We start from the raw sequence: 21,609 nt of genomic DNA, 5'->3' as shown, positions 1-21,609 counted from the left end.
CTACTTTTTCAATCTCGTTCGCGGATCGAGGGCGTCACGCAGTCCATCGCCCAAGAAGTTGAACGACAGCACAGTCAGGAAAATAAATAGGCTCGGAAAAAGAATCAAATGCGGATGAGTGCGTAACGAGCGCCAACCATCCGCAGCAAGTGTGCCCCAGCTACAGGCGGGCGGTGAAAGACCTAACCCGATGAAGCTCAATGTGGATTCGGAGAGAATTGCCGATGGAACAATAAATGTGAGGGCAACGATAATTGGTCCCATGGCATTGGGCAAGAAGTGTTTGCATATAAGAGGAAGCACTGGTTGACCGCAGGCACGAGCCGCTTCGATGAATTCCTCGTGCTTCAACTGCATGAATTGCGCTCGGACTAATCTTGCTGTACCCATCCAACTCACTAAAGCAAGCGCGAACAGAATCCCTTGCGTGCCGCGACCAACAAGAACTCCGACTAAAATCATCACCAACAAGTCAGGCAATGAATAGGCGATGTCGACACCGCGCATGAGGAATGAATCAACTTTGCCTTCGCAGTATCCGGCGGTTGCTCCATAGACCGTGCCAATTACTAGCGCCACCAAGGCAGTTGTTATTCCGATGCTTATAGACAAGCGTGAGCCGTAAATAACACGAGTGAGAACATCGCGCCCCAATTCATCCGTGCCCATCAAATGCTGCCAACTAGGATCAGCCAGTAGAGTCGTACTTGTTTGATCAAAAGAATATGGAGTTAACGGCACGCCTAAAAGCGAAGCAATTGCCAATGCCAACATCAGGGAAATTATTACCCACGCAACGACAGCCGTTGGGATTTTCTTTAGTCTTCTCCAAGCGGTAATGACTGGATTGCCGCTCTCGATACGCTTAGTGACTTCTTCCGGCCCGCCGGCAGGTTCTATGGATAACTGTTCAAGATTGGACATCTTACCCCTTCACCTGCATTCTTGGATCGAGAACCGTGTAGAGAACATCAACAATCGTATTGGCTATGACAAGCAGTACCGCAAATATTAGAGTGGTCGCCATGATCAAGTCGTAGTCACGATTGGATACGGCAGTAATGAAAAATCTACCCATACCCGGAATTGCGTACATATATTCAACGACAAATGAGCCGGTAATGACGATTGCCGTTAACGGTCCCAGCACTGTAAGCACAGGCACAAGCGCATTTCTCAGAACATGTTTCACGATTGTCTTGCTGGACGACAATCCTTTCGAGCGAGCTGTTCGCACATAATCTTTTTCCATTACTTCCAGCACACTGGCTCTTGTTAGTCGAGCCAAGTAAGCAGCAGGCGACAAACTTAGAGTGAGCGCCGGCAACAGCATATGCCTGAAGGACTCCCACAACGCAACAGGCGCCAGCTTCAACCAGAGTCCAAAGACTAAAATCAAAAGCGCACCAGTCACAAATCCCGGGACAGAAATTCCCACTGTTGCAATAAGCATAGATAGAAAATCAAGCTTACTTCCCCGATTAACAGCAGCAATGGTTCCTAAAGGCACACCGATTACAATCGCCAAAGCTAATCCTAATAGACCAAGCTCAAGCGATACTGGAAACGCATCACCAAGAATATCGTTGACGGTGCGATTGACGTACTTATAAGAAACACCCATGTCGCCTTTAACCAACCGGCTCATATAAATGATGTACTGCTCAGGGATTGGCTTATCCAAATGGTATTTTGCTTTGATGTTGGCAATAATCTCCGGAGGCAATGACTTTTCTTCATCGAATGGACCGCCAGGAACTATGCGCATCAAGCCGAACGATATCGTGGCTACGATAAACAGCACCGGTATCGCCCAGACTATTCGCTTAAGAACCAACGCCAACATTATTCAAATCCTTTGGTTTCAATATAGGCAGACTTGAAAAACTGCAAATCCATGGCGTTAAATTCAAGTCCCTTTACCCATGGACGAACGAGAATATTTTGACTAGCCAAGTACGTGCAAATAAGCGGTGATTCTTCTTTGCACAGCAGAGTATCTGCTTCCTTATACAGCGCCGCACGTTTTGCTTGATTGGGTTCACCACCGGCTCTTTCAACCAAATCGTCATATGCTTTATTCTTCCAGCGCGTGTGGTTGTTGCCATTGCGGCTAGTGAAATTGCTCATGAAAGTTTCTGGATCAGGATAATCCGCACCCCAGGACGAACGATACATTTGCGGAGCATCATTGCGACAAGTAGCCAGAAATACTTTCCATTCTTGATTGATCAACTCTACATTTACATGCAGATTCTTCTTAAGCTGGTCTTGCATGGCTTCGACTACTAAACGCACATCTTCGCGCTGCGGATAGAGAAACGTAATTGGAGGCAGACCCTTCCCATCGGGATATCCTGCATCAGCAAGGAGCTTTTGTGCACGGGCGGCATCAAACCTCGGTCCAGAGTTTGGATCGTAACCCATAAGACTAGGCGGTATCCAGCAAGAGCTGGGGAATTCCTTTCGGCGCAAGATTTTCGGAAATACGTCGCGATCAATTGCAGCAGAGAATGCTTGACGCACTAGCTTGTTATCAAACGGTTTCTTTGTGACATTGAAACCAACATAGTTATTTCTCAGCAAAGGATAGTTGTGATACTCAGGCGAAGTGCGATAGCGTTCAACATCAGGTGTTGGGAAACTGCGATTATCAATAAAATCCAATTCGCCATTTTCATAGAGTGCGAGTGCGGTTGATGGCTCCGGTACCATGAAATACTTTATTTTCTTGAGCTTTGGCTCTCCTTCAAAGAAACGCGGGTTGGCAGCCAATTCAATTTTGTATTCATGCTGCCATTTAGTTAGTAAAAATGGTCCATTGGTAACAATGTGTCCTGGTTCACACCAACTGTCACCATAACGCTCAACAATGTCTTGTCTTAACGGAAAAGCCGGGGACAGCGCAGTGATGTTGATGAAGTAAGCAACCGGCCTGCGCAACTTTACTTCCAACGTGTAATCATCCTGCGCTTTTATGCCAACTTGCTGGAAGTCTTTTATCTTGCCTGTGTTGAACTCATAGGCATTTATGACATCGTAAAAGAGAAAAGCATTTTGAGCAGCAGTTGCCGGCGTGAGCATTCGTCGCCAGGCATAAACAAAATCATGCGCCGTCACAGACTTGCCGTCTGTCCAAACGACGTCTTTGCGCAAGTGAAAGACATAGCGCTTGCCGCCATCGAGCACTTCCCAAGACGAGGCAACCGAAGGCTTACATGTCAAATTGTTGCGATACTGCGTCAAGCCAACCATCAAGTTGGCAATCACATCAAACGAATAGTTATCGACGGTTACCGACCAATCCAAACTGGGCGGTTCGGTACCTAAGTTGATCCGCAAACAGCCAGCTTCGGGTTTTACCGCCTTTTGATTCCACCCGGCACCGACAAGGACCAGGATAAGAGCAACAGCCAACAATGGTAAGAGGAACTTCATCAGGCTTAATTTTAGCGCCAATTATTGATTTTTCATAAGGCTTAGCCAGTTTGCATATAAGTTGAATTGACATTATTTTCGAAGTTTGGATATACTTAACTGGACGCCTCGCAGGAGGTCTTTTTTTTCTGGTTGATTTTCCAATCAACCGAAAAATTGGAACCCCAGCCGGTTTTCAGAGTTTAAGAACCTAAGGAGATAATCCCGTGGCCAAGAAGGACGACCGCATCATTGTTACGATGGCTTGCGGTGATTGCAAAAGACGCAATTACACCACCATGAAAAACAAGAGAAACGACGCGGAAAGAATCAGTCTATCCAAGTATTGCCGCTGGTGCCGTTCGCACACAGAGCATAAAGAGACCAAGAAATAAGCTTGGGCTCACTCGCGCGTGATGTCGTGCCTTTGGCACAATCACGCTATTGTGCGCCTTTAGTTTAACGGTAGAACAGCGGTCTCCAAAACCGTTAGCGAGGGTTCGATTCCTTCAGGGCGCGAGTCTCACATTACCTCCGGATTGAAGCAAACAAATGGCAGAAAAGAAAAAGGGCCAGAACGCAATAGCCGATGACGCCGAAGCCACGAAGGCTAAGGGCAAGGACGGCGGCTCTAAGTCAGCAAAAAACAGTAAATCCGGCGGCAAACAAGGCGTCAGTCCCATGCAGAAGCTCGTGGGCGACGCACTGGGCAAGGGCGACGACAAGAAGAAAAAGAAGAAAGGCGACGATGACGCTCCAGTAGGCGAGTCCATCAAAGACATTCGCCAGTTTCTAAAAGAAGTGTTAATTGAGTTCCAGAAAATCACCTGGCCGGAACGAGCCCAGGTAATTCGCGAAACGTATTCCGTCATCTTCTTGGTCACAGTCATCACTCTCATGGTCCTCAGTTTTGACTGGGTCTTGGGACATGCAGTTTTTGGTCCGCTGGAGCACTGGTCTCGCATGCTCGGCGGCGGGCTTACACGTAGTTAGTTAGGAATTTTGGAGCAGTTAGATGGCATTCATAAAGAGTGATGGTCAGCGCCGCTGGTACGCAGTACAAACAGCATCGGGTCACGAGAACAAAGTAAAAGAGCACATCGAAAAGCGCATCGTCACCATGGGCGCATCCGACAAGATTTTCGGTGTCATTGTTCCCGAGAAGCTTGTAACAAAGGTCAAGGAAGGAAAGCGCGTCGAGAAGAAAGAGCGCGAGTACCCTGGCTATGTGTTTGTTGAAATGATTTTGGATGACGATTCTTGGAGAGTCGTACGCGAAGCTCCTGGCGTCACCAAATATGTCGGTGCAGGCAAGAAGCCGATTCCAGTACAAGATGCTGAAATCCGCAAAATCTTGCGCCGCCAAATGGCAGTCACCGGTGGCAAAGGCAAAAAGACAGCCGTCATCGATGTCAAGGTTGGCGACTTCGTCCGTATTACAGGCGGACCGTTTGCCGACTTTACTGGTGAAATCACCGAAGTCAATCTGGAGCGCGAGCGCTTGAAGGCATCCGTCATCATCTTTGGTCGCGCAACCCCAGTGGAACTAGAGTTTAACCAGGTTATAAAAGTGTAAATCTATAGTCTTTAAGCCCGTTTGGGCCATAAGATCAATGTCCGTTCGCAATATAAGGATCTAGAGCAGTGAAAAAGGTAGTAGGTAAAATCAAGTTACAGATTCAGGCTGGCAAAGCCAACCCAGCACCGCCTATTGGTCCAGCTCTGGGTCAACACGGCGTCAACATCATGCAATTCTGCAAAGAGTACAACGCCAAGACGCAGGACAAAGCCGGAACCGTTATCCCGGTAGAAATCTCGGTTTACGAAGATCGTTCATTCGATTTCATCTTAAAGACCCCACCAGCTGCTGAACTTTTGAAGAAGGCTGCTAACGTCGAGAAGGGTTCTGCTGCACCGAACAAAACCAAAATTGGTTCGATCAGCAAAGCCAAAATCACTGAAATCGCCAAGATCAAATTACCTGATTTGAACGCCACAACAATCGAATCAGCAGAGCGCATGATTGCAGGTACCGCCCGCAATATGGGTCTCACCGTCCAGGAATAACCAAACCATCTGGAAGCAAGGCAAGGGTTGTGAATAACAATCTCGAACCGAGCGAAAAATGGAATGAAGCGAGGGCGAAAGCCTGAGCACTACACACACCAGAAAACAAAAGGACCACACAATGCCAAAGCCAACAAAGCGTCAACAGCAACTCGAAAAAGTTGCCCAGGCAAACAAAGAATTGCTCGCTGCTGAAGATGCAATCAAAATCCTCAAAGAATTCAAAAAGCCTAAGTTCGATGAATCCGTCGAAGTGGCTTTCCGTCTGGGTATCAACCCCAAGATGTCCGACCAAGCTGTTCGTTCCACAGTGGCTCTGCCAGGTGGTACCGGTAAAGAAGTCCGCGTAGCTGTCGTCGCCAAAGGCGAGAAGGTGAAAGAAGCCGAAGCAGCAGGAGCTGACTTTGCCGGAGCCGAAGAACTCGTTGCCAAAATCGGCGACGGATTCCTCGAATTCGACAAACTCGTTGCTACACCTGATGCAATGGCAATGTTGTCCAAACTCGGTAAGGTATTAGGACCGCGCGGTTTGATGCCAAACCCGAAAGACGGCACCGTAACCCCAGAAGTTGGCAAAGCCGTCAAAGATCTCAAAGCCGGTAAGGTTTCCTTCCGCTCTGAGAAAGATGGCGGCGTTGTACAAATGGCTATCGGCAAGATGTCGTTCGACGATGCACGCTTGCTGAAGAACTTGGCTGCTGTATTTGAACAAGTACAAAAAATCAAGCCACCAACCGTCAAAGGCGTATACATCAAAGCTGTTTATCTGAGTTCGACCATGGGTCCTGGACTCAAGCTGGACGTTGCCCGCTTGCCGGAGTTGCACAAATACCTGGTTGGCTAAGGCAAACCAAACACAAACAAACAGGAGGGTCCTTGCTGAGAAACAAGAAAAGCGAGGATCCTTCTTTTAGGCGACAAAAACTTAGAGAAAATCAAGGTTACATAAAAAACACAAGGAGCCAACCATGGTCATGGCAGAGACAATGAATAAGAACCAACAATACCTCGACAAAGACAAGTCTTTCGTAAATCCAGTTTTGGACAGGTATTTCCACATCGTCACTGAACGTGCCGCCGGCTCCTACCTCTATGACATGAATGGCGACGCATATCTCGATTTCAGCACCGGTATTGCCGTCAACAATGTCGGTCACTGCCATCCTAAAGTAGTAGAAGCAGTACAGAAGCAAGTGGCAACGCTGATGCACACGTCAGTTGTGACGCACCACAAACCATATATTGATCTCTGCGAGAAGCTGAGCACCATTACTCCGAAGGGCTTAGAGTCTATCTTCCTCTCCAACAGCGGCGCTGAAGCAGTAGAAGGTGCCATTAAGATGGCACGCTACGTAACCGGACGCCCAGGCATCATCAACTTCAAGGGCGCTTTCCACGGTCGCACATTTATGGCAACCGCGCTCACCAACTCCAAGCTCTATTACCGCGAGCGCTACGAGCCATTGCCGGGACCTGTCTACACGCTGCCATATCCTTATGTGTTCCGCTCCAACACACCTAATGATCCGGAAGCTTGCGTTGCTGAAGTCCTCGAGCACTTCAACGTACTCTTCAATCAGTTCATCAGCCCGGAACAAGTAGCATCAATTATCGTTGAGCCAGTTCTTGGTGAAGGCGGCTATGTGGTACCACCATCAAGCTTCCTGCCTAAGCTGAAAGAAATCGCCAACCGCCACGGCATATTGCTAATTGCCGACGAAGTGCAATCAGGTTTTGGTCGCACAGGTAAATTATTCGCAGTCGAACACAGCCAAACGGTTCCGGACATTATGCTCATGGCTAAAGCCATTGGTGGCGGCATGCCAATTTCAGCATTTGCTACACGCCGCGAAATAAGCGAACAGTGGAAGCCGGCACGTCATGGTTCCACATACGGTGGCAATCCAGTTTCTTGCGCTGCCGCCCTTGCCACCATCGGCGTCATCCAAGAAGAGAAGCTTGTTGATCGTTCAGCAACTCTCGGCAAGAAGATCATAGACAGATTAACGACATTCGCTAAGTCCCACCCGCACGTATCTGATGTGCGCGGTCTCGGCTTAATGATAGGCGTTGAGTTTAGCGACAAGAACGGCAAGCCATCCAAGGAAATTGCCCATGCTGTCGCCGACAAGTGCTTCGAGAATAAGTTACTTGTCCTCACCTGCGGATCGTACGGGCAAGTAATTAGATTGATTCCGCCTCTGAATATGAGCGATGACGAAGCCAACAAAGGCATCGACATCCTTGAAAAAGCAATTGCTTCAGTGAAGGCATAGAATAGAAAAATAAGCAAAGGTCGAGCAACAAGCGAGACCGGAGCATACAAACAGGAGAGAAGCTAATGGCAGCAAAGACGCTGGAAAAGACCGAAGTTCACGGCAACTATATTGGTGGCAAATGGCAGAAGGCCAAAGGCGGCGAAACATTCGTCAGCACAAGTCCTGCCAATGTCGATGAGGTAGTTGGTCAATTTGCAGCTTCCACACCGGAAGATGTAACTGCTGCTGTTGATGCTGCTGCTAAAGCATACCCAGAGTGGAAGAAAACGCCAGCTCCAGAGCGTGCTGAACTCCTCCTCAAAGCAGCTCTTTTGATGGAAACCCGCAAAGAAGAAATGGCCCAGACAATGGTCCGTGAAATGGGTAAGGTCATCAAAGAAGCTCGTGGTGATGTTCAAGAAGCTATCGACATGGCTAAGTACATGGCTGGTGAAGGCAGACGTCTTTTCGGTCACACAACGCCATCTGAATTGCGTAACAAGTTCGCTATGGCAATTCGCCAACCAATGGGCGTTGTTGGTGTCATTACACCATGGAACTTCCCAGTAGCTATTCCAAGCTGGAAGATTCTGCCGGCATTGGTATCAGGTAACACTATCGTTTTCAAACCGGCAACCGACACACCACTTTGCGCTCAGATGTTTGTGCAAGTATTGATCGATGCCGGTTTACCACCAGGTGTTATCAACTTCGTTACAGGCTCCGGCAGCAAAGTCGGTATGCCATTGGTTGAAGATCCACGCGTACGCGTAATTTCAGTAACAGGCTCGACACAAGTCGGTCGTCAAATTGCCGGTCGTTGCGGCGAGTTGATGAAGAAGATATCGTGCGAACTAGGTGGCAAAAACGCTATCTGCGTAATGGACGATGCCGATATGGACCTCGTTGTTGAAGGCGCTCTCTGGGGATCATTTGGAACAGCCGGTCAGCGCTGCACAGCGACCAGCCGCATCATCGTTCACAAAAAGCGCTATAAGGAATTCCTCGAGCGCTTTGAAGCCCGCACCAAAGCACTTAAGATTGGCAACGGACTAGATCCATCAGTAGATGTAGGTCCAGTCGTCAGCAAAGCTCAATTGGAGAGCGTTCACAGCTATGTGGATATCGGTAAAAAAGACGGCGCCAAGCTCGTTGTCGGCGGCAACATCCTCGACGACGGCGCAATGGGTAAAGGCTGTTTCCACGAGCCGACAGTATTTGCCGATGTAAAACCAGGCATGCGTATTGCTCAGGAAGAAATCTTTGGACCAATCACCGCAGTAATGCCGGTTGAGTCCTTTGAAGAAGCCATTCAAGTAGCTAACGGCACCGATTACGGCTTGTCCTTGTCCATGTACACACAAGATGTAAACCGTGCCTTCACAGCTATTGAAGAGCTGGAATCAGGCATCGTTTACATCAACGCTCCAACCATCGGTGCTGAAATTCAGTTGCCGTTTGGCGGCGTCAAGCAAACCGGCAACGGTCACCGTGAAGCCGGCATCACCGCTATCGAACAATTCACAGAGTGGAAATCAATCTACGTCGACTACTCTGGCAAACTGCAAAAAGCGCAGATCGACACACACAACAACAATCAATAACTACCCACTGGAGACGAAACAATGAACTTCGAATTCACACAAGAACAGCTCGATATGCGCAACCACATGCGCGAATTTGCTGATCGTGAAATTGCCCCTAAGGCACAAAAGAACGATCGCGATTGCAAATTCGATTGGGATATCGCCAAGAAAATCTTCGCTGAAGGTTTCCTAGGCTGCCCAGTGCCGGAAAAATACGGCGGTTTGGGAATGGACTACATCGCCTACGGTTTGATGACTGAAGAAGTCAACCGCGTGTGCTCCTCCACCCGTACATTGTTCTCAGTACAGACATCACTTGTTGCTTTGACAATCCTCAAATGGGGAACAGAAGAGCAGAAGATGAAGTACCTGCCGAAGATGTGTAATGGCGAATTTATCGGTTGTTTCGGTTTGACCGAACCAGAAGCCGGATCAGATGCCGCCAACCAACAAACAAAAGCTGTCAAAGATGGCACTGACTATTTGTTGAGCGGTCAAAAGACCTGGATCTCCTGCGGATCAATTGCTACACACGCTCTCGTGTTTGCAACCATAGACAAGTCACTTGGTCACAAAGGCATCTGCTGCTTTATCGTTGATACCAAGTCAAAAGGCTTCACAGCCCGCAGCATCCACGGCAAATTAGGACTACGCGCCTCCGACACATCCGAACTTTTCTTGGATGAAGTACGCGTACCGAAAGAAAACATGCTCGGCGAAGTTGGCGATGGTTTCAAAATTGCCATGTCCGCTTTGGATAACGGTCGCTTCTCAGTCGCAGCCGGTGCAGTTGGTCTTGTACAAGGTTGTATCGATCAGTGCACCAAGTACGCCATGCAGCGTCGCACTTTCGGAGTGCCTATCGGTGAGCACCAACAAGTGCAAGCCATGATCGCCAACATGGTTGCTGATTGTGAAGCTGGACGTCTCTTGTACCTCCGCGCTGCCGATTTGAAAACCCGCGGCGTTCGCAACACCTTGGAGACATCAATAGCTAAACTATTTTGCGGCGAAGCAGCTAACCGTGCCGGTCACGACGCAGTACAAATCTTCGGTGGCTACGGCTTCTCCGATGAGTACCCAGTCGAGCGCTACTTCCGCGATGCCAAAGTATTGAACATATACGAAGGCACCCGCGAAATTCAGCGCATGATCATCGCTCAAGATGCTCTCGGCATCCGTTACGCTAACGGTAAGCCAACAGGCAAGCCGACCGCATTGGCCGGAGCTGTATTAGCCGGAGTCGGTGTATAAACAGCACCCTGAATAGAAACGATGAGAGGGTGGTCTATCGATCACCCTCTCTCTTTGAGTAAGTAATGGACACCAACTTCCGAATATCCACTAACACCTCCGATATGAACTTGGCTGACATTTGCGACATGCTATGGCGTTCTTACTGGGCTGCAAATCGCAGCAAAGACGCAATTGAGATATCGCTCAAAAATTCCTGTTGCATCGGTATATTCGATGGCGATCGACAGATAGGCTTCACAAGAATAGTCACTGATTACTCGACCTATGCCTACATTTGCGATGTAATTGTTCATGAAGACTATCGAGGACAACGCCTGGGCAAACTGTTGATGAAAACTACAATGGAACATCCGCAATTGCAATCAATTGAGAAATGGGCGCTGGCTACAAAAGACGCTCACAAACTATACGAACAATTCGGATTCAAAGTAACTGAATTTCCGGAAAATAGAATGGAAATCCGCAATCGCAATCAAGGTTCAGAAACGCAAACAACAAATTAGGGATACATCAATGCAAAACGATAACTTTACTCCGGTAAACAAGCTGGAGCTTATGTTGACAAAAGCCCAAGACGGAACCATTCCACTAGAAGAATTTTTAGAGGCTCTTATGCAATTGGAATTGCATGTACCGAGTGAAACTGAAGTCAGTGAAGATCGTTCAGGCTTTTCACCAATGTTGCTAACGAAGAACGACAACAATTTCATTGGCGTGTTCACCACCCGGGAACGTATCGAAAAAGTCGCACCACAATTTACGTTCTGTCTCTCAATTCCCCACGGCAGCGAAGCATTGAAGTGGCTAAGAACCATTGCCCCTAATTGCGGGATACTAATAAATCCCGGATTCTATGCCGGCTTAGAAATCTCCCCAGACGGCATGGATGGCATTATTCGCGACTTCGGTACGGACGCATCGTAAATTTCATCTCCCAATTTGAACTTTTTGCCGAGTTTTCCGTCTTTTATATAGAGCCCTATGTAGCTCTAATCCATCACCACTTGAAAATGGGGTATGATTTCAATATGCAAGACGCCAACAGATTCAATGAAGAGCTTATTCACGGACTAGTCCTTGAACTCCACAAGGGCATGGACTATGTTTTAACCGAAGTCGGAAAGCAAATGGTCCAACAGAAAATTGATATATTGACCGAAGTCGATAAACGAATGTCCGACATGTCACTTGACTTCAAATTTGAAATGAACCAAATGGAGTCTAGGCTGAATCACAGAATTGATGACGTCAGCACCGGTCTCGGCGGCAAGATTGACAGGATCGACAAAGAGCTGACTACATTTCGCAAGGACACAAACGGGCAACTCCATGAAATCAGGGCGTCGTTGCTTCGAATTGACGAGAAGCTAATCAATCACGAAGAACGCTTGCTCAATCTTGAGCGGTCTAAAACCTAGTTGGCGGCCTAGTATTTTTCCTGAATCCAATTGCGATTTTTGATAGAAGCAACGTCATCGTAGGCATCCTTCGTCTTTCGCTTCGGCAACTTAGACTTTTCGTGCTTGCCTTTCTTGTACGGAACATTGCCCAAAAAATGTGAAATCAAATTGAGACGCGCTCTCTTCTTATCGCTGGAGTCAACAATATACCAGGGAGCAAATTCAGTATCGGTTGCTTCAAACATCGCATCACGCGCGCGTGAATAGTCATACCAGTGAGTTCTGGATGGTAAATCCATATTACTCAGCTTCCACTGGCGCTTGGGGTCATCAATTCTTGCTTGAAATCGCTTCTCTTGCTCTTCGTTGCTTACCTCCAGCCAATACTTAAATAAACGGATGCCATTTTCAACGATAGTTGCCTCAAAAGAAGGGCAATCGTCAAGGAACTTTTCATACTGTGCCTCAGTACAAAATCCCATCACGCGCTCGACACCGGCTCGGTTGTACCAACTACGGTCGAAAATAACGATTTCGCCGGCGGCGGGAAAGTGCTTCAAATAGCGCTGCACATACAGTTGTGTTTTCTCGCGATCCGACGGCGCCGGTAATGCAACCACGCGAAAGACTCTATGACTAACCCGGGCAGTGATGGTCTTGATGACACCACCCTTGCCTGCGGCATCCCTTCCTTCAAAAACAATAACAATGCGCTCACCTGTACGCTTCACCCAATCTTGAAGATGACAAAGCTCGGTTTGCAGTTTTGTCAGTTCGTGCTCATAGGTTTCTCTATCCATCTTGGACTTGGACTCGGATTCTATCTTCTTTTTCTTAGCTGTTTTTTTCATAATTTCTACTTCCCAGCCTTATCAGTAATGCCAAACATTTCCTTTGCTTCTTCCAACTTCGCAGTGTTTCCGCTTTCAGTGAGAACCTTGAAATAACGCTCTAGTGCCCAAGCGATATTCGGATGTTTAGCACCATACGCATACTGAAGTCGTCTAATTCCATCTTGAGCCATATCGTGACGCTCTTCTTCGGGCATCGGCTTGCTTATTTGGTAGATCATATCGACACGCGTATATTCAGCGCTACCAGGCTCCAAGAAGAATGCGGCGATTTTCATTGCTTCGCCAATGTATTTCTCCGCTTCGCTACGACGACCCACACTTAGATACAGTCCACTCAGATCGGCTAATGAATATGCCATTTGAACACGCCCATCAGCGCCCAGTCCACGAAGAATATCTATTGATCTGAGCAATTCCTTTTCTGCGCCGCGCTCATCGCCACTCTCGGAGAGTGTTTGCGCATAGAATCTAAGTGCAACTGCCAACAGTTCTTTATGCTCGTCGTCGCCATGTCCTTCTAGACCGGTTACAGCCTTTCGAAACTGGCTCAGAGCCTCGCGAATTCTGCTCTCAGCGAGTAATACAGCACCTATTCCCACTTGCGTGGCACTTATGGCAAAGCTGCGGTCAGGAATGTCGCTTGCAAGTTCAAGGGCGCGCGCCAAAAGGCTTTCCGCCTGACGAAATTCGCCAGTTTGGTACGCCATGCGCGAGGCAGCGAAAGTAGCTTTCCAGCGTTTCGACTTTTCGTCGGTTGATCTAACTGCGTCGACCATTCTATTTCCCGTCATTGCACATCCCCCTTCTTAAACTTCGCCAAAAACGACTTCATCAATGAAAACACTACAGGCACCAGATAAAGGGTAATGAAAGTAGACACCAACATGCCGCCGCAGACTGCGGTACCTAGTGACTGCCTGGCGTTGGCTCCAGCGCCGTTTGCGAGCACGAGTGGAAGAAGACCCACTATAAATGCCAACGAAGTCATTAGAATTGGTCGCAGACGCAATCCTGCGGCTTTCAGGGCAGCTTCCTTGAAGGACAATTTTTCCTTCTCCAATAGGTGATTAGCAAATTCGACAATCAAGATTGCGTTTTTGCTGGCTAGTCCAACAAGCATTACTAGACCAATCTGACAGAAGACATCATTTTCTAACCCGCGCAGCCACTGGAAAAGCAGAGCGCCCAACATAGCCGGCGGAACGGATAAAAGAATAATTGCCGGATCAGTATAGCTTTCATATTGCGCCGATAAAACGAGAAATACAAAAACCAATCCAAGTATGAAAATGAACACAGCACTGCTGCCGGCACTTATTTCTTCAAGTGAAATTCCAGACCAAGAAAATGTCATATTTTTCGGCAGCACGTCCTTGGATAACTTGTCCATAAATTCAATTGCCTGTCCCGAGCTATAACCAGCAGCAGGATTACCGTTGATTTCCACTGAGCGGAAAAGATTGTAGTGATTTATGGTGCTGGCAGTAAGCGCTGGTTCGAAATCCAACAAATTGCGCAAGGAAATCATTTGCCCATCGCGTGAATGTACGTAGTATTCAAAAATACTTTGCGGATTAGCTCTGAATTGTTTGTCGGCTTGAACATATACTCGGTAACTTCTGTTCAAGTAATCAAAATCATTTACATACGAAGAACCGGACAATACCTGCAAGGTATCTAAAACAGAAGACGTATCGACGTTTAGAACCTCGGCTAGATCGCGCTTTACTTTCAACTGTAACTGCGGAGTACTGGCGCTAAACGTAGTGAAAAGACCTTCGAGCCCTTTAGTTTTATTTCCGGCAAGGGTGAGCTGCTTAGCAGTGTTAGCCAGATCGGTAATAGACTTTCCAGTTAAGTCTTGCAATTCATAAACAAAGCCACCAAAGTTACCTAGTCCTTCTAAAGCTGGTGGATTAAAGGGCACACAGCTTGCTTCCGTAATTTCAGATAATGGCTTGCGTAATCGCTGAATGATGGCATCTAATGAATGCTCCGGTCCTTCGCGATGCTTCCAGTGCTTCAAGTTAGAAAAGACCATGCCCAAATTAGCCGCGTTGCCCGAAAAACCAAATCCAGACAGTCCAAGCGATGAGTTAGCCTCCGGTACACTGTCCTCCAGTTTCGCCACTTTCTTAACAACATCAGTCGTGTATTCCAGCGATGAACCTTCAGGAGCCCGTATCAACGTGAAGAAATAGCCTTGGTCTTCATAGGGCACAAAGCCTGTCGGCAGAATCTTAAATAACCAGCACGTCAGCCCGACTGCACCAATCATCAGCAATATAACCAATGGTTCTACCTTGAGAACAAAAGCCAACGACGACTCATATGTTCGGCGCAACCAATCTATTGCTTGATTTATCTTAGTGAAAATTGCATTCGGATGCTCTTCACCCTTGAGAAGCAAGGCTGCAAGAGCTGGACTAAGTGTCAGAGCATTGAATGCTGATAGCGCCACTGAAATTGCAATCGTCAAAGCAAACTGCTTATAAAGCTGTCCGGTTGTACCAGGGAAAAATGCTACCGGGACGAATACTGCCACAAGTACCAATGCTGTCGCCACAAGCGCACCGGCTGTCTCTCGCATTGCGACTTTCGTAGCTTCAAAGGCTGAAAGCTTAGATTCTTCCATATGGCGCTTGACGTTTTCCACAACGACAATGGCATCATCAACAACAAGACCCGTCGCCAATGTCAAACCAAAAAGCGTCAGAGTGTTAATTGAAAAACCAAATAGCTGCATGAAGGCAAACGTGCCAATCAACGAAACCGGAATCGTCACGCAAGCGATAATCATGCTGCGCCAGTCTTGTAAGAATACAAAAATGACTAGAATTACCAAAAGTATTGCTTCAAACAAGGTGTGTTTGACTTCTTCAATAGACTCGCTGACAGCTTCAGTCGTATCAAGACAGACATCAACTTTTAGACCTGGTGGATAATTCTCAGCAAGCTTAGCTAAGACAGCACGCGCTTCCTTTGCTACTTGAAGGGCATTACCACCTGAGCGGAGATAAATAACCAGCGCGATTGCATCTTTGCCCTTATATACGCTGTTGGTAACGTAATTCTCAGCACCCAATTCAACACGTCCGATATCGCGTACATGAATGAGCGTGCCATCACCTGATCGCTTCACAACGATATTGGCAAACTCCTGCGGATTAGACATACGTCCATAAACTTTGATGTTGTATTGGTAACGCTGCCCAGTTGGTGCCGGTGCTCCCCCCAAATCACCTGCTCCCACTTGCTTGTTTTGCGCTTGTAGTGCATTAACCACATCAAGCGGGCTCATCAAATATTCGGAAAGCTTGTTGGGATCAAGCCATATACGCATGGCGTATTTCCGCTCACCCACAATGTTCACATCACCGACCCCGGAAATTGACTTCAATGGATCTTTGACATAAAGGTCGATGTAATTACTAATAAACTCCGGCGTGTAATTGACGCCATCTGCATAGACAGCTAAAGCAAGAACAATAGATGTAGATACTTTGTTAATCGAAACGCCAAGACGTTTTACGTCTTCCGGAAGTCTGCCTTGAGCAGTTGCTACTTTTGTTTGCACATCAACCGCAGCCTGATCAATACCGCGCTCAAGATCAAATGTGGCTGTAATTTTGCTGGTGCCGTCATTGCCGCTTGTTGACTGAATGTACTTTAATCCCTGAACACCGTTGATTTCTTTTTCAAGAGCTGTCGTTACTGACGACTCAACTTGTTCTGCGCTGGCACCGATATATGTACTGGTTACCTGAACTTGCGGGGGCGCCAAGGATGGGTACTGGGAAATAGGCAAAGCAGGTATGCAGACGGCGCCGGCAATCACAATAATGATTGAACATACTGTGGCAAATACTGGTCGGCTAATGAAGAATTCGGCAAACATTACTTGTTATCCACCACCACCGGAGTTCCATCAGACAAATTCTGCACACCGGAAACAACTAAAGTTTCGCCAACCTTAACTCCATCAGTCAGAGTTGCTTTATTGTCACGAATGTCAGCAATGTGAACCACTCGTTGTGCAGCCACTGTCTTCCCGTCTTTTTGTTCAACGACAAAGACAAATGGCTGTCCTGCGACAAAGGTTAGTGATTCTGTTGGGACCATAATTCCAGACGCTTTGCTTATGATGATGCGCACTTCCAATGTTTGGTCAGGACGGAACTGTAGTCCGTCATTTGGATAGAGTCCTTTTACTTGAACTGACTGGTTAGCCAAGTCGACAATTGGTGAGATGTAGAAAATAGTGCTGGTGCCGGCGACATTTCCATCACGATCTAAGAGTTCCATAGTCATGCCTTGCTTAAGAGTTGCAGCGTCGTCTTTTGGAACAAGGACATTGACCTCAAGCGGCTTGACTTGGCTAACGGAGGTTAACTTAGTAGATTGCGCGACGTAGTCTCCAATCTTGACTGGAATATTTCCGATGGTTCCATCGAAGGGAGCTTTCATTGAGAAGTAACTGAGTTGAGCTTCCTCTTCCTTTTGTTCAGCCCTAGTTTCGTCAACGCGACGTCGTGCCCTGACAATAACTTCCTTTTGAGCTTCGATTGCTTCTTTGAGCGATTTTAGTTTTGCTTGAGCAACTTTCAAATCACGTTCTTGCGAGTCAACCGTTGCTTGAGCGACTACTCCCCGCTGCCCCAACCAGTAATAGCGCTTGTATTCGATATCATTGAATTGGACTTGAGCTTCTTGAGCCGACAAGTCTGCTTCCTGCGATTTCAATTCTCCGATTTCCTTGGCTAGGTCTGCCCTAGCCAATTCAACGGTACTGCGCTTGGCGGCAACAGTTGCCTCTTGTTTGGTTGGATCGATAGCGATAATTAGCTGACCGGCTCTTATCTTTTCGCCAGGACGAACAGGAATAGCTCTAACATAACCATCAACTTTTGGATAAAGGTCAATTGACTTACGGGAATCCATTTCCCCGATAAGGGTGCTCGCCGTAGTGACGGTGGCAGAGTCAATCCGTGTCGTTGTGACGTGCGCTGGCGGGCGGCCTTCTTTTGCCGGCTCCTGGCTGCAGGATGTTAGCGTTAGTGCAGCTAGTGCTACTAGCATTGCGCGCTTTACGTTCATGGATTTCTTCCTCGGTACTTTCCAAAATTGACCTTAAAATCACTGGGCTTTTCAGCACATAAGGTATCGACTGAAATAAGTCCAATGGCATGCAATAGTTTGGCTTGCGATTGGCGATAGCCAATGAAAGCCTCAACACGCCGTGATAATGCATTGATGTAATCACGCTGCGCTTCAATCAATTCCAAGTTAGTGCCCAACTGATAGCGCAAACGCAAATCAGCCAAACGCAGAGCTTCGCCTGAGGCAGCCACCGCTTCCGATGTAACTTCAATTTCGCTTTCTGAAGTCTCGGAGTCTAAGAATGATTCGCGCACATCTTCAATGACCGTTTGCAGTTCTTGATTGGCACTAAGCATTGCCTTACGAGCTTGCGCTCTCGCTGCAGCCATGTCGCCTAAACTGCCAACACCTGCGCCATACAGAAGCCAGTTCAAAATAAAGCCTCGGCTAAATGTGGAATTGGCGCCACTGCCGCTTTCAGAGATACCGCCGGCTGAAACACTGCCACCAACAGGAATAACTACACTACTGCTGCTTTGCCCACCAGCGCCACCGCCACTTACTCCTTGGTTCATGATATTGGCGGTAAAGAATCCAGCTCGCGGATAAAGTGGCGCGGCCGCTACTTGTACTGCTCGCCGAGCAGCTAGACGCAGATGTTCATACTGCTGTAATTCCGGCCGATTGGCAATCGCTAACGCCGTTAGCTGTTGTGGAGACAATTTATGATCGACCAGTTCCGTCTTGGTAATTCGATCGTCGATAGGCGCGAGATTCACAAGCAAACTGGAATTCAATGCAACCGACAGTCTAAGTGCTGCTTTGCGAAAAGCAACCTGTTGTTTGATGAGATCTTGTTTGTCCTCAGCCAACTGAGTCTTTGATTGCATGATTTCAAAATCTGTACCGTGACCAGCAGCTTTCAAATCCTCATTGACTTTGAGTTGGAATTTCGAAACCTCAACTGCTTTCGTGCGAATGGTCAACAGTGCTCTGTTCAAGACAAGGTCATAATACTTTTCTGCAACTCTAAGCAACACATCCTTTGATTGTGCGGAGTAAGCATACTTAGAGGCAACCTGCGTATGACGCGCCTGCAGCATTCCAAATAAACTGGCACCACCCTGGAACACCGGATAGATCATCATAATGAAAAATGGTGATTGCGAAGTTGTTATTGGTCCGCTACTAGTCTTTTGAGCGATGTAACTCATCGACATTGTCGGAAGGAAACCACCGAATGAACCTAAGTACTTGTAGTAATTGGTGTCAAAGTCGGCCTTGGAAATTTGAATAGGCAAGTTATTTCCCAAAGCAACCATAAGCGCTTGCTTGAGAGAAATAGGTTCGGTATAGCTCGCCTCCAATTTAATCGGCGGTAGCTTGTTTTGACCGATAGGAATTATCTGATTGAACGGGACAGGAGGGATGATTACCGAATCTTCCAACTGCACTTCCGGCGTCAGGTCGCCAATAATAGGCTTGAGATCCTCTAGAACTCCGGGGTCGGAAGGGCGCATATTCGAACTTACAGGAGGCACCATCGTGTCCGGCGGCGGTGCGTCATACTTCTGAGCTAATTTTTTCTTGCCGGAGTTGTAAGCAGGTGATTTTACAGCGCCTATTGACGACTGCGCTAGGACAGACGGACTCAGCGTTCCCAACGACAATGCAAGAAGTAGCGTAGTAAATCTGCGCATGGGGGTTTCCAGCTGCGTCTACGGGTCGATATATACGCGGAAAGCGCTAACCCGAGACTCTCCAGGGCACAGGTGCTAATGGTACTACTCCGAGTTCTCGAAAGTCGTAGATTAGGTAAATATTCAGTGATAGTCATTCTGAGCGACCTACGGGAGCGAAGAATCCCACGGGTTAAAGGCGCGAGACCCTTCGCTTTGCTCAGGGTGACGTTTCCAGGTCATGGATAATTGAGCATTTGCGCTCTGATGGACTTGTACAAATCAGGCAGCCATTTGGGCTGTTTTTTCAGGTCGATATCTGGTCTTGTCTTGCGCAAATCGCAGGGTGCAATTATCAATTTGGTGTTGGCGCAACCGACGTCGTAGACAGCAACAAAAACTTGCTCCATGTCTTCATTGGAAACTACTAGACATCCCGTCGAAAGCGAACCTCCATGCACGAGAATGTCGCTGCCGAGCTTTGTTCGATGATCAGCGGCGGCATTTATTCTGTCAGTAACATTTGGGTAATTCACACCCAGCGCCAACATGTTGTAAGACTCGGGATGAGTAATACGGTAGATGCCCTCGGGAATTTGCAGGTCACCTTGTTTGAGCTTCGGTCCAAGAGTACCGCTATAACTTACAAGATGGAAACTGCCGAGCAATTTTCTTTTATCATCTCCGCTATAAAGCAAAAGCAATTTCTCTTGCTTTAACCCAATCAGAGTTAAGCGCTTCGGAGGATAAGAAATGCCTGCCATACGACAGCGCTCGCGAAGAACTTCTCTTGAGGCAGGTCCATAAGTCTCAACTGCCTTCTGAACAGTCATGCGAAGCACAGGACTGGTTTCGAGGTGCAGTTCTATGTCAACAGACTTCGAACTGCTAGCCGGAAGCGGATCGAATGGCGCGCTCTTCAGTACTGCGGCAATTGCTTCCTTCTCGTTTGAAGGCGTTTTACCGGGGTTGATCACATGCACATTCGAAATCGAACCGTCTTTATGCTGCTGCCAGGACACCCGTATTTTTAAAGGCTCACTTGTCCTATGAGGCTTCCAATTCTTGCGCACCTTCGAAACAACGGTACGCATGTACTTTTCCTCATTCTGTGCCGGCGTTGCCGCAAACGCTGAAGCTCCAACCAGCAAAGAAATGAGGAAAAGAAATGGCTTGAAATTCACCCACGCATCTCCATGAGATTGCCCGACTCGTAACGACGAAGTCCCCAATAGAATACGACAACTCCGACGACTAGAACAGACAAGCTGCCAGCAAAACACATAAGTGTTTTCTCGACTGACAATTCACGCAACGCTTCCACCGGCAGGTAGCTAACGAATCCGGCCGGTATCACAGTAAACAGGAGTAGCTTCAATGCTCCCTGAAATATACTAGCCGGGTAGGTGCTGAAGGTGACCAAAGCAAATCGGCCGTTTTCCGCTAACGCGTCTGCATTTCCCAAGAAGAAGCTCAAGCAACTGGTCAGTATGCTAAAGCCAACAAAGACGACTGCAGCGGAGATGGTCAGAGCACAGAACCACAAGAAATGTGGGAGATCCGGTCTCACAAAGAAGACATAGACAATCAAAGCAAACAATATGTCTCCGAAAGCAGTCGCGCTCATTCTGCCGATCAGCAAGTGCGACAACAAGGCACGTGGATATAACATCCACGCATCAAGTCGACCATTGCTTATCAACGAAGCAAGTCCAAGCGCATTGCCGCAGATGCTATATGCCAGTCCATAGCCGCCAGCCGATATCGACCAGACGGTCAAGACGTCTTTTACAGTCCAACCACCGAGATTGTCGAATCGCGTGAAGAACACGCTCCAAAAAACAATCCAAACGCAGTTGTTCAGAATCATTCCAATTACCTGCGACCAGAAAGCGGCCTTGTATTCCATTTGCGCAAAGAAATTCAAGCGCACGTAGGACCATGCCATGGAAAGATAGTTGATCAGTTTTGAAGTTAGTTTAAACATTTTC

The 21,609-nt window shown here is 47.6% G+C and carries 21 protein-coding genes and 1 tRNA gene; 12 read left to right on the top strand and 10 right to left on the bottom strand.

All coding sequences use genetic code 11. The annotated features are described in order from the left end of the window. Genes K2Y22_17330 through K2Y22_17320 form a run of 3 tightly spaced genes read right to left on the bottom strand, consistent with a single transcriptional unit; the run spans position 1 to position 3,438 of the window. Positions 1–924 (bottom strand): ABC transporter permease, encoded by a 924-nt coding sequence (locus K2Y22_17330; protein MBX9880224.1) that lies wholly within the window; start codon positions 922–924, stop codon positions 1–3. A 1-nt stretch (position 925) separates the two neighbouring features. Then, positions 926–1,846, bottom strand: a complete 921-nt coding sequence (locus K2Y22_17325) for an ABC transporter permease (protein ID MBX9880223.1) — start codon at positions 1,844–1,846, stop codon at positions 926–928. Next, positions 1,846–3,438: a peptide ABC transporter substrate-binding protein gene (locus K2Y22_17320; GenBank protein MBX9880222.1), complete on the bottom strand. Its 1,593-nt coding sequence runs from the start codon at positions 3,436–3,438 to the stop codon at positions 1,846–1,848. Before K2Y22_17320 ends, K2Y22_17325 begins: the two co-directional genes overlap by 1 nt. A gap of 239 nt (positions 3,439–3,677) precedes the next feature. Between K2Y22_17320 and rpmG the strand changes: the two genes are divergently transcribed. The 12 genes from rpmG to K2Y22_17260 all read left to right on the top strand — a co-directional run bounded on the left by rpmG (position 3,678) and on the right by K2Y22_17260 (position 12,003). Then, positions 3,678–3,812, top strand: coding sequence for a 50S ribosomal protein L33 (rpmG, locus tag K2Y22_17315; GenBank protein ID MBX9880221.1), 135 nt, complete (start codon positions 3,678–3,680; stop codon positions 3,810–3,812). A 53-nt stretch (positions 3,813–3,865) separates the two neighbouring features. Beyond that, positions 3,866–3,936: transfer RNA gene (locus K2Y22_17310), tRNA-Trp, on the top strand. Positions 3,937–3,969: 33 nt separating this feature from the next. Then, complete coding sequence (gene secE, locus K2Y22_17305) at positions 3,970–4,410, top strand: preprotein translocase subunit SecE (protein MBX9880220.1); 441 nt, start codon at positions 3,970–3,972, stop codon at positions 4,408–4,410. Positions 4,411–4,432: 22 nt separating this feature from the next. Then, positions 4,433–4,993: a transcription termination/antitermination protein NusG gene (gene nusG, locus K2Y22_17300; protein ID MBX9880219.1), complete on the top strand. Its 561-nt coding sequence runs from the start codon at positions 4,433–4,435 to the stop codon at positions 4,991–4,993. Positions 4,994–5,061: 68 nt separating this feature from the next. Continuing rightward, positions 5,062–5,484 carry a 50S ribosomal protein L11 gene (rplK, locus tag K2Y22_17295; GenBank protein ID MBX9880218.1) on the top strand — a complete coding sequence of 141 codons (423 nt, stop codon included), beginning with the start codon at positions 5,062–5,064 and terminating at the stop codon, positions 5,482–5,484. A gap of 121 nt (positions 5,485–5,605) precedes the next feature. Next, positions 5,606–6,328 (top strand): 50S ribosomal protein L1, encoded by a 723-nt coding sequence (rplA, locus tag K2Y22_17290; protein MBX9880217.1) that lies wholly within the window; start codon positions 5,606–5,608, stop codon positions 6,326–6,328. 130 nt (positions 6,329–6,458) lie between these two features. Beyond that, complete coding sequence (locus K2Y22_17285; GenBank protein MBX9880216.1) at positions 6,459–7,760, top strand: aminotransferase class III-fold pyridoxal phosphate-dependent enzyme; 1,302 nt, start codon at positions 6,459–6,461, stop codon at positions 7,758–7,760. Between the two features lie 65 nt (positions 7,761–7,825). Beyond that, positions 7,826–9,346, top strand: coding sequence for an aldehyde dehydrogenase family protein (locus K2Y22_17280; protein ID MBX9880215.1), 1,521 nt, complete (start codon positions 7,826–7,828; stop codon positions 9,344–9,346). 21 nt (positions 9,347–9,367) lie between these two features. Then, positions 9,368–10,582, top strand: coding sequence for an acyl-CoA dehydrogenase family protein (locus K2Y22_17275; protein ID MBX9880214.1), 1,215 nt, complete (start codon positions 9,368–9,370; stop codon positions 10,580–10,582). Positions 10,583–10,647: 65 nt separating this feature from the next. Further along, the gene (locus K2Y22_17270; GenBank protein ID MBX9880213.1) at positions 10,648–11,088 is read left to right on the top strand and encodes a GNAT family N-acetyltransferase; all 441 of its coding nucleotides are present in this window, start codon (positions 10,648–10,650) and stop codon (positions 11,086–11,088) included. Between the two features lie 10 nt (positions 11,089–11,098). After that, positions 11,099–11,509 (top strand): SseB family protein, encoded by a 411-nt coding sequence (locus tag K2Y22_17265; protein ID MBX9880212.1) that lies wholly within the window; start codon positions 11,099–11,101, stop codon positions 11,507–11,509. Positions 11,510–11,613: 104 nt separating this feature from the next. Beyond that, positions 11,614–12,003, top strand: coding sequence for a hypothetical protein (locus K2Y22_17260; protein MBX9880211.1), 390 nt, complete (start codon positions 11,614–11,616; stop codon positions 12,001–12,003). 8 nt (positions 12,004–12,011) lie between these two features. Here K2Y22_17260 and ppk2 read toward each other — a convergent pair whose 3' ends face one another. From ppk2 to K2Y22_17225, 7 genes are all read right to left on the bottom strand, one after another. After that, on the bottom strand, positions 12,012–12,836 hold the full coding sequence (ppk2, locus tag K2Y22_17255) for a polyphosphate kinase 2 (GenBank protein MBX9880210.1): 825 nt from the start codon (positions 12,834–12,836) through the stop codon (positions 12,012–12,014). Positions 12,837–12,841: 5 nt separating this feature from the next. Then, the gene (locus K2Y22_17250) at positions 12,842–13,630 is read right to left on the bottom strand and encodes a hypothetical protein (protein MBX9880209.1); all 789 of its coding nucleotides are present in this window, start codon (positions 13,628–13,630) and stop codon (positions 12,842–12,844) included. After that, positions 13,627–16,737 carry an efflux RND transporter permease subunit gene (locus K2Y22_17245; GenBank protein ID MBX9880208.1) on the bottom strand — a complete coding sequence of 1,037 codons (3,111 nt, stop codon included), beginning with the start codon at positions 16,735–16,737 and terminating at the stop codon, positions 13,627–13,629. Before K2Y22_17245 ends, K2Y22_17250 begins: the two co-directional genes overlap by 4 nt. Continuing rightward, positions 16,737–17,936 (bottom strand): efflux RND transporter periplasmic adaptor subunit, encoded by a 1,200-nt coding sequence (locus K2Y22_17240; GenBank protein MBX9880207.1) that lies wholly within the window; start codon positions 17,934–17,936, stop codon positions 16,737–16,739. Before K2Y22_17240 ends, K2Y22_17245 begins: the two co-directional genes overlap by 1 nt. Then, positions 17,933–19,639, bottom strand: coding sequence for a TolC family protein (locus K2Y22_17235; GenBank protein MBX9880206.1), 1,707 nt, complete (start codon positions 19,637–19,639; stop codon positions 17,933–17,935). The genes K2Y22_17240 and K2Y22_17235 overlap by 4 nt, the downstream gene beginning before the upstream one ends. Before the next feature lie 218 nt (positions 19,640–19,857). Further along, on the bottom strand, positions 19,858–20,802 hold the full coding sequence (locus K2Y22_17230; GenBank protein MBX9880205.1) for a TonB C-terminal domain-containing protein: 945 nt from the start codon (positions 20,800–20,802) through the stop codon (positions 19,858–19,860). Next, positions 20,799–21,605: an ABC-2 family transporter protein gene (locus K2Y22_17225; GenBank protein MBX9880204.1), complete on the bottom strand. Its 807-nt coding sequence runs from the start codon at positions 21,603–21,605 to the stop codon at positions 20,799–20,801. The genes K2Y22_17230 and K2Y22_17225 overlap by 4 nt, the downstream gene beginning before the upstream one ends. Between the last annotated feature and the right edge of the window lie 4 nt (positions 21,606–21,609).

The sequence above is a fragment of the Candidatus Obscuribacterales bacterium genome (assembly GCA_019744775.1).
Taxonomy (GTDB): Bacteria; Cyanobacteriota; Vampirovibrionia; order Obscuribacterales; family Obscuribacteraceae; genus SBAT01.
The sequence above is the reverse complement of the archived record's forward strand: the minus strand, read 5'-3'. Positions and strand labels throughout refer to the sequence as shown.

What these genes read in the sequence shown, in the direction of transcription:
- K2Y22_17250 (MBX9880209.1), bottom strand. Translation starts at nt 13,630, where the DNA reads ATGACGGGAAATAGAATGGTCGACGCAGTTAGATCAACCGACGAAAAG.
- K2Y22_17245 (MBX9880208.1), bottom strand. Translation starts at nt 16,737, where the DNA reads ATGTTTGCCGAATTCTTCATTAGCCGACCAGTATTTGCCACAGTATGT.
- K2Y22_17225 (MBX9880204.1), bottom strand. Translation starts at nt 21,605, where the DNA reads ATGTTTAAACTAACTTCAAAACTGATCAACTATCTTTCCATGGCATGG.
- K2Y22_17325 (MBX9880223.1), bottom strand. Translation starts at nt 1,846, where the DNA reads ATGTTGGCGTTGGTTCTTAAGCGAATAGTCTGGGCGATACCGGTGCTG.
- K2Y22_17240 (MBX9880207.1), bottom strand. Translation starts at nt 17,936, where the DNA reads ATGAACGTAAAGCGCGCAATGCTAGTAGCACTAGCTGCACTAACGCTA.
- secE (MBX9880220.1), top strand. Translation starts at nt 3,970, where the DNA reads ATGGCAGAAAAGAAAAAGGGCCAGAACGCAATAGCCGATGACGCCGAA.
- nusG (MBX9880219.1), top strand. Translation starts at nt 4,433, where the DNA reads ATGGCATTCATAAAGAGTGATGGTCAGCGCCGCTGGTACGCAGTACAA.
- K2Y22_17275 (MBX9880214.1), top strand. Translation starts at nt 9,368, where the DNA reads ATGAACTTCGAATTCACACAAGAACAGCTCGATATGCGCAACCACATG.
- K2Y22_17330 (MBX9880224.1), bottom strand. Translation starts at nt 924, where the DNA reads ATGTCCAATCTTGAACAGTTATCCATAGAACCTGCCGGCGGGCCGGAA.
- rplA (MBX9880217.1), top strand. Translation starts at nt 5,606, where the DNA reads ATGCCAAAGCCAACAAAGCGTCAACAGCAACTCGAAAAAGTTGCCCAG.
- K2Y22_17270 (MBX9880213.1), top strand. Translation starts at nt 10,648, where the DNA reads ATGGACACCAACTTCCGAATATCCACTAACACCTCCGATATGAACTTG.
- K2Y22_17280 (MBX9880215.1), top strand. Translation starts at nt 7,826, where the DNA reads ATGGCAGCAAAGACGCTGGAAAAGACCGAAGTTCACGGCAACTATATT.
- K2Y22_17260 (MBX9880211.1), top strand. Translation starts at nt 11,614, where the DNA reads ATGCAAGACGCCAACAGATTCAATGAAGAGCTTATTCACGGACTAGTC.
- ppk2 (MBX9880210.1), bottom strand. Translation starts at nt 12,836, where the DNA reads ATGAAAAAAACAGCTAAGAAAAAGAAGATAGAATCCGAGTCCAAGTCC.
- K2Y22_17235 (MBX9880206.1), bottom strand. Translation starts at nt 19,639, where the DNA reads ATGCGCAGATTTACTACGCTACTTCTTGCATTGTCGTTGGGAACGCTG.
- K2Y22_17320 (MBX9880222.1), bottom strand. Translation starts at nt 3,438, where the DNA reads ATGAAGTTCCTCTTACCATTGTTGGCTGTTGCTCTTATCCTGGTCCTT.
- K2Y22_17285 (MBX9880216.1), top strand. Translation starts at nt 6,459, where the DNA reads ATGGCAGAGACAATGAATAAGAACCAACAATACCTCGACAAAGACAAG.
- K2Y22_17265 (MBX9880212.1), top strand. Translation starts at nt 11,099, where the DNA reads ATGCAAAACGATAACTTTACTCCGGTAAACAAGCTGGAGCTTATGTTG.
- rpmG (MBX9880221.1), top strand. Translation starts at nt 3,678, where the DNA reads ATGGCTTGCGGTGATTGCAAAAGACGCAATTACACCACCATGAAAAAC.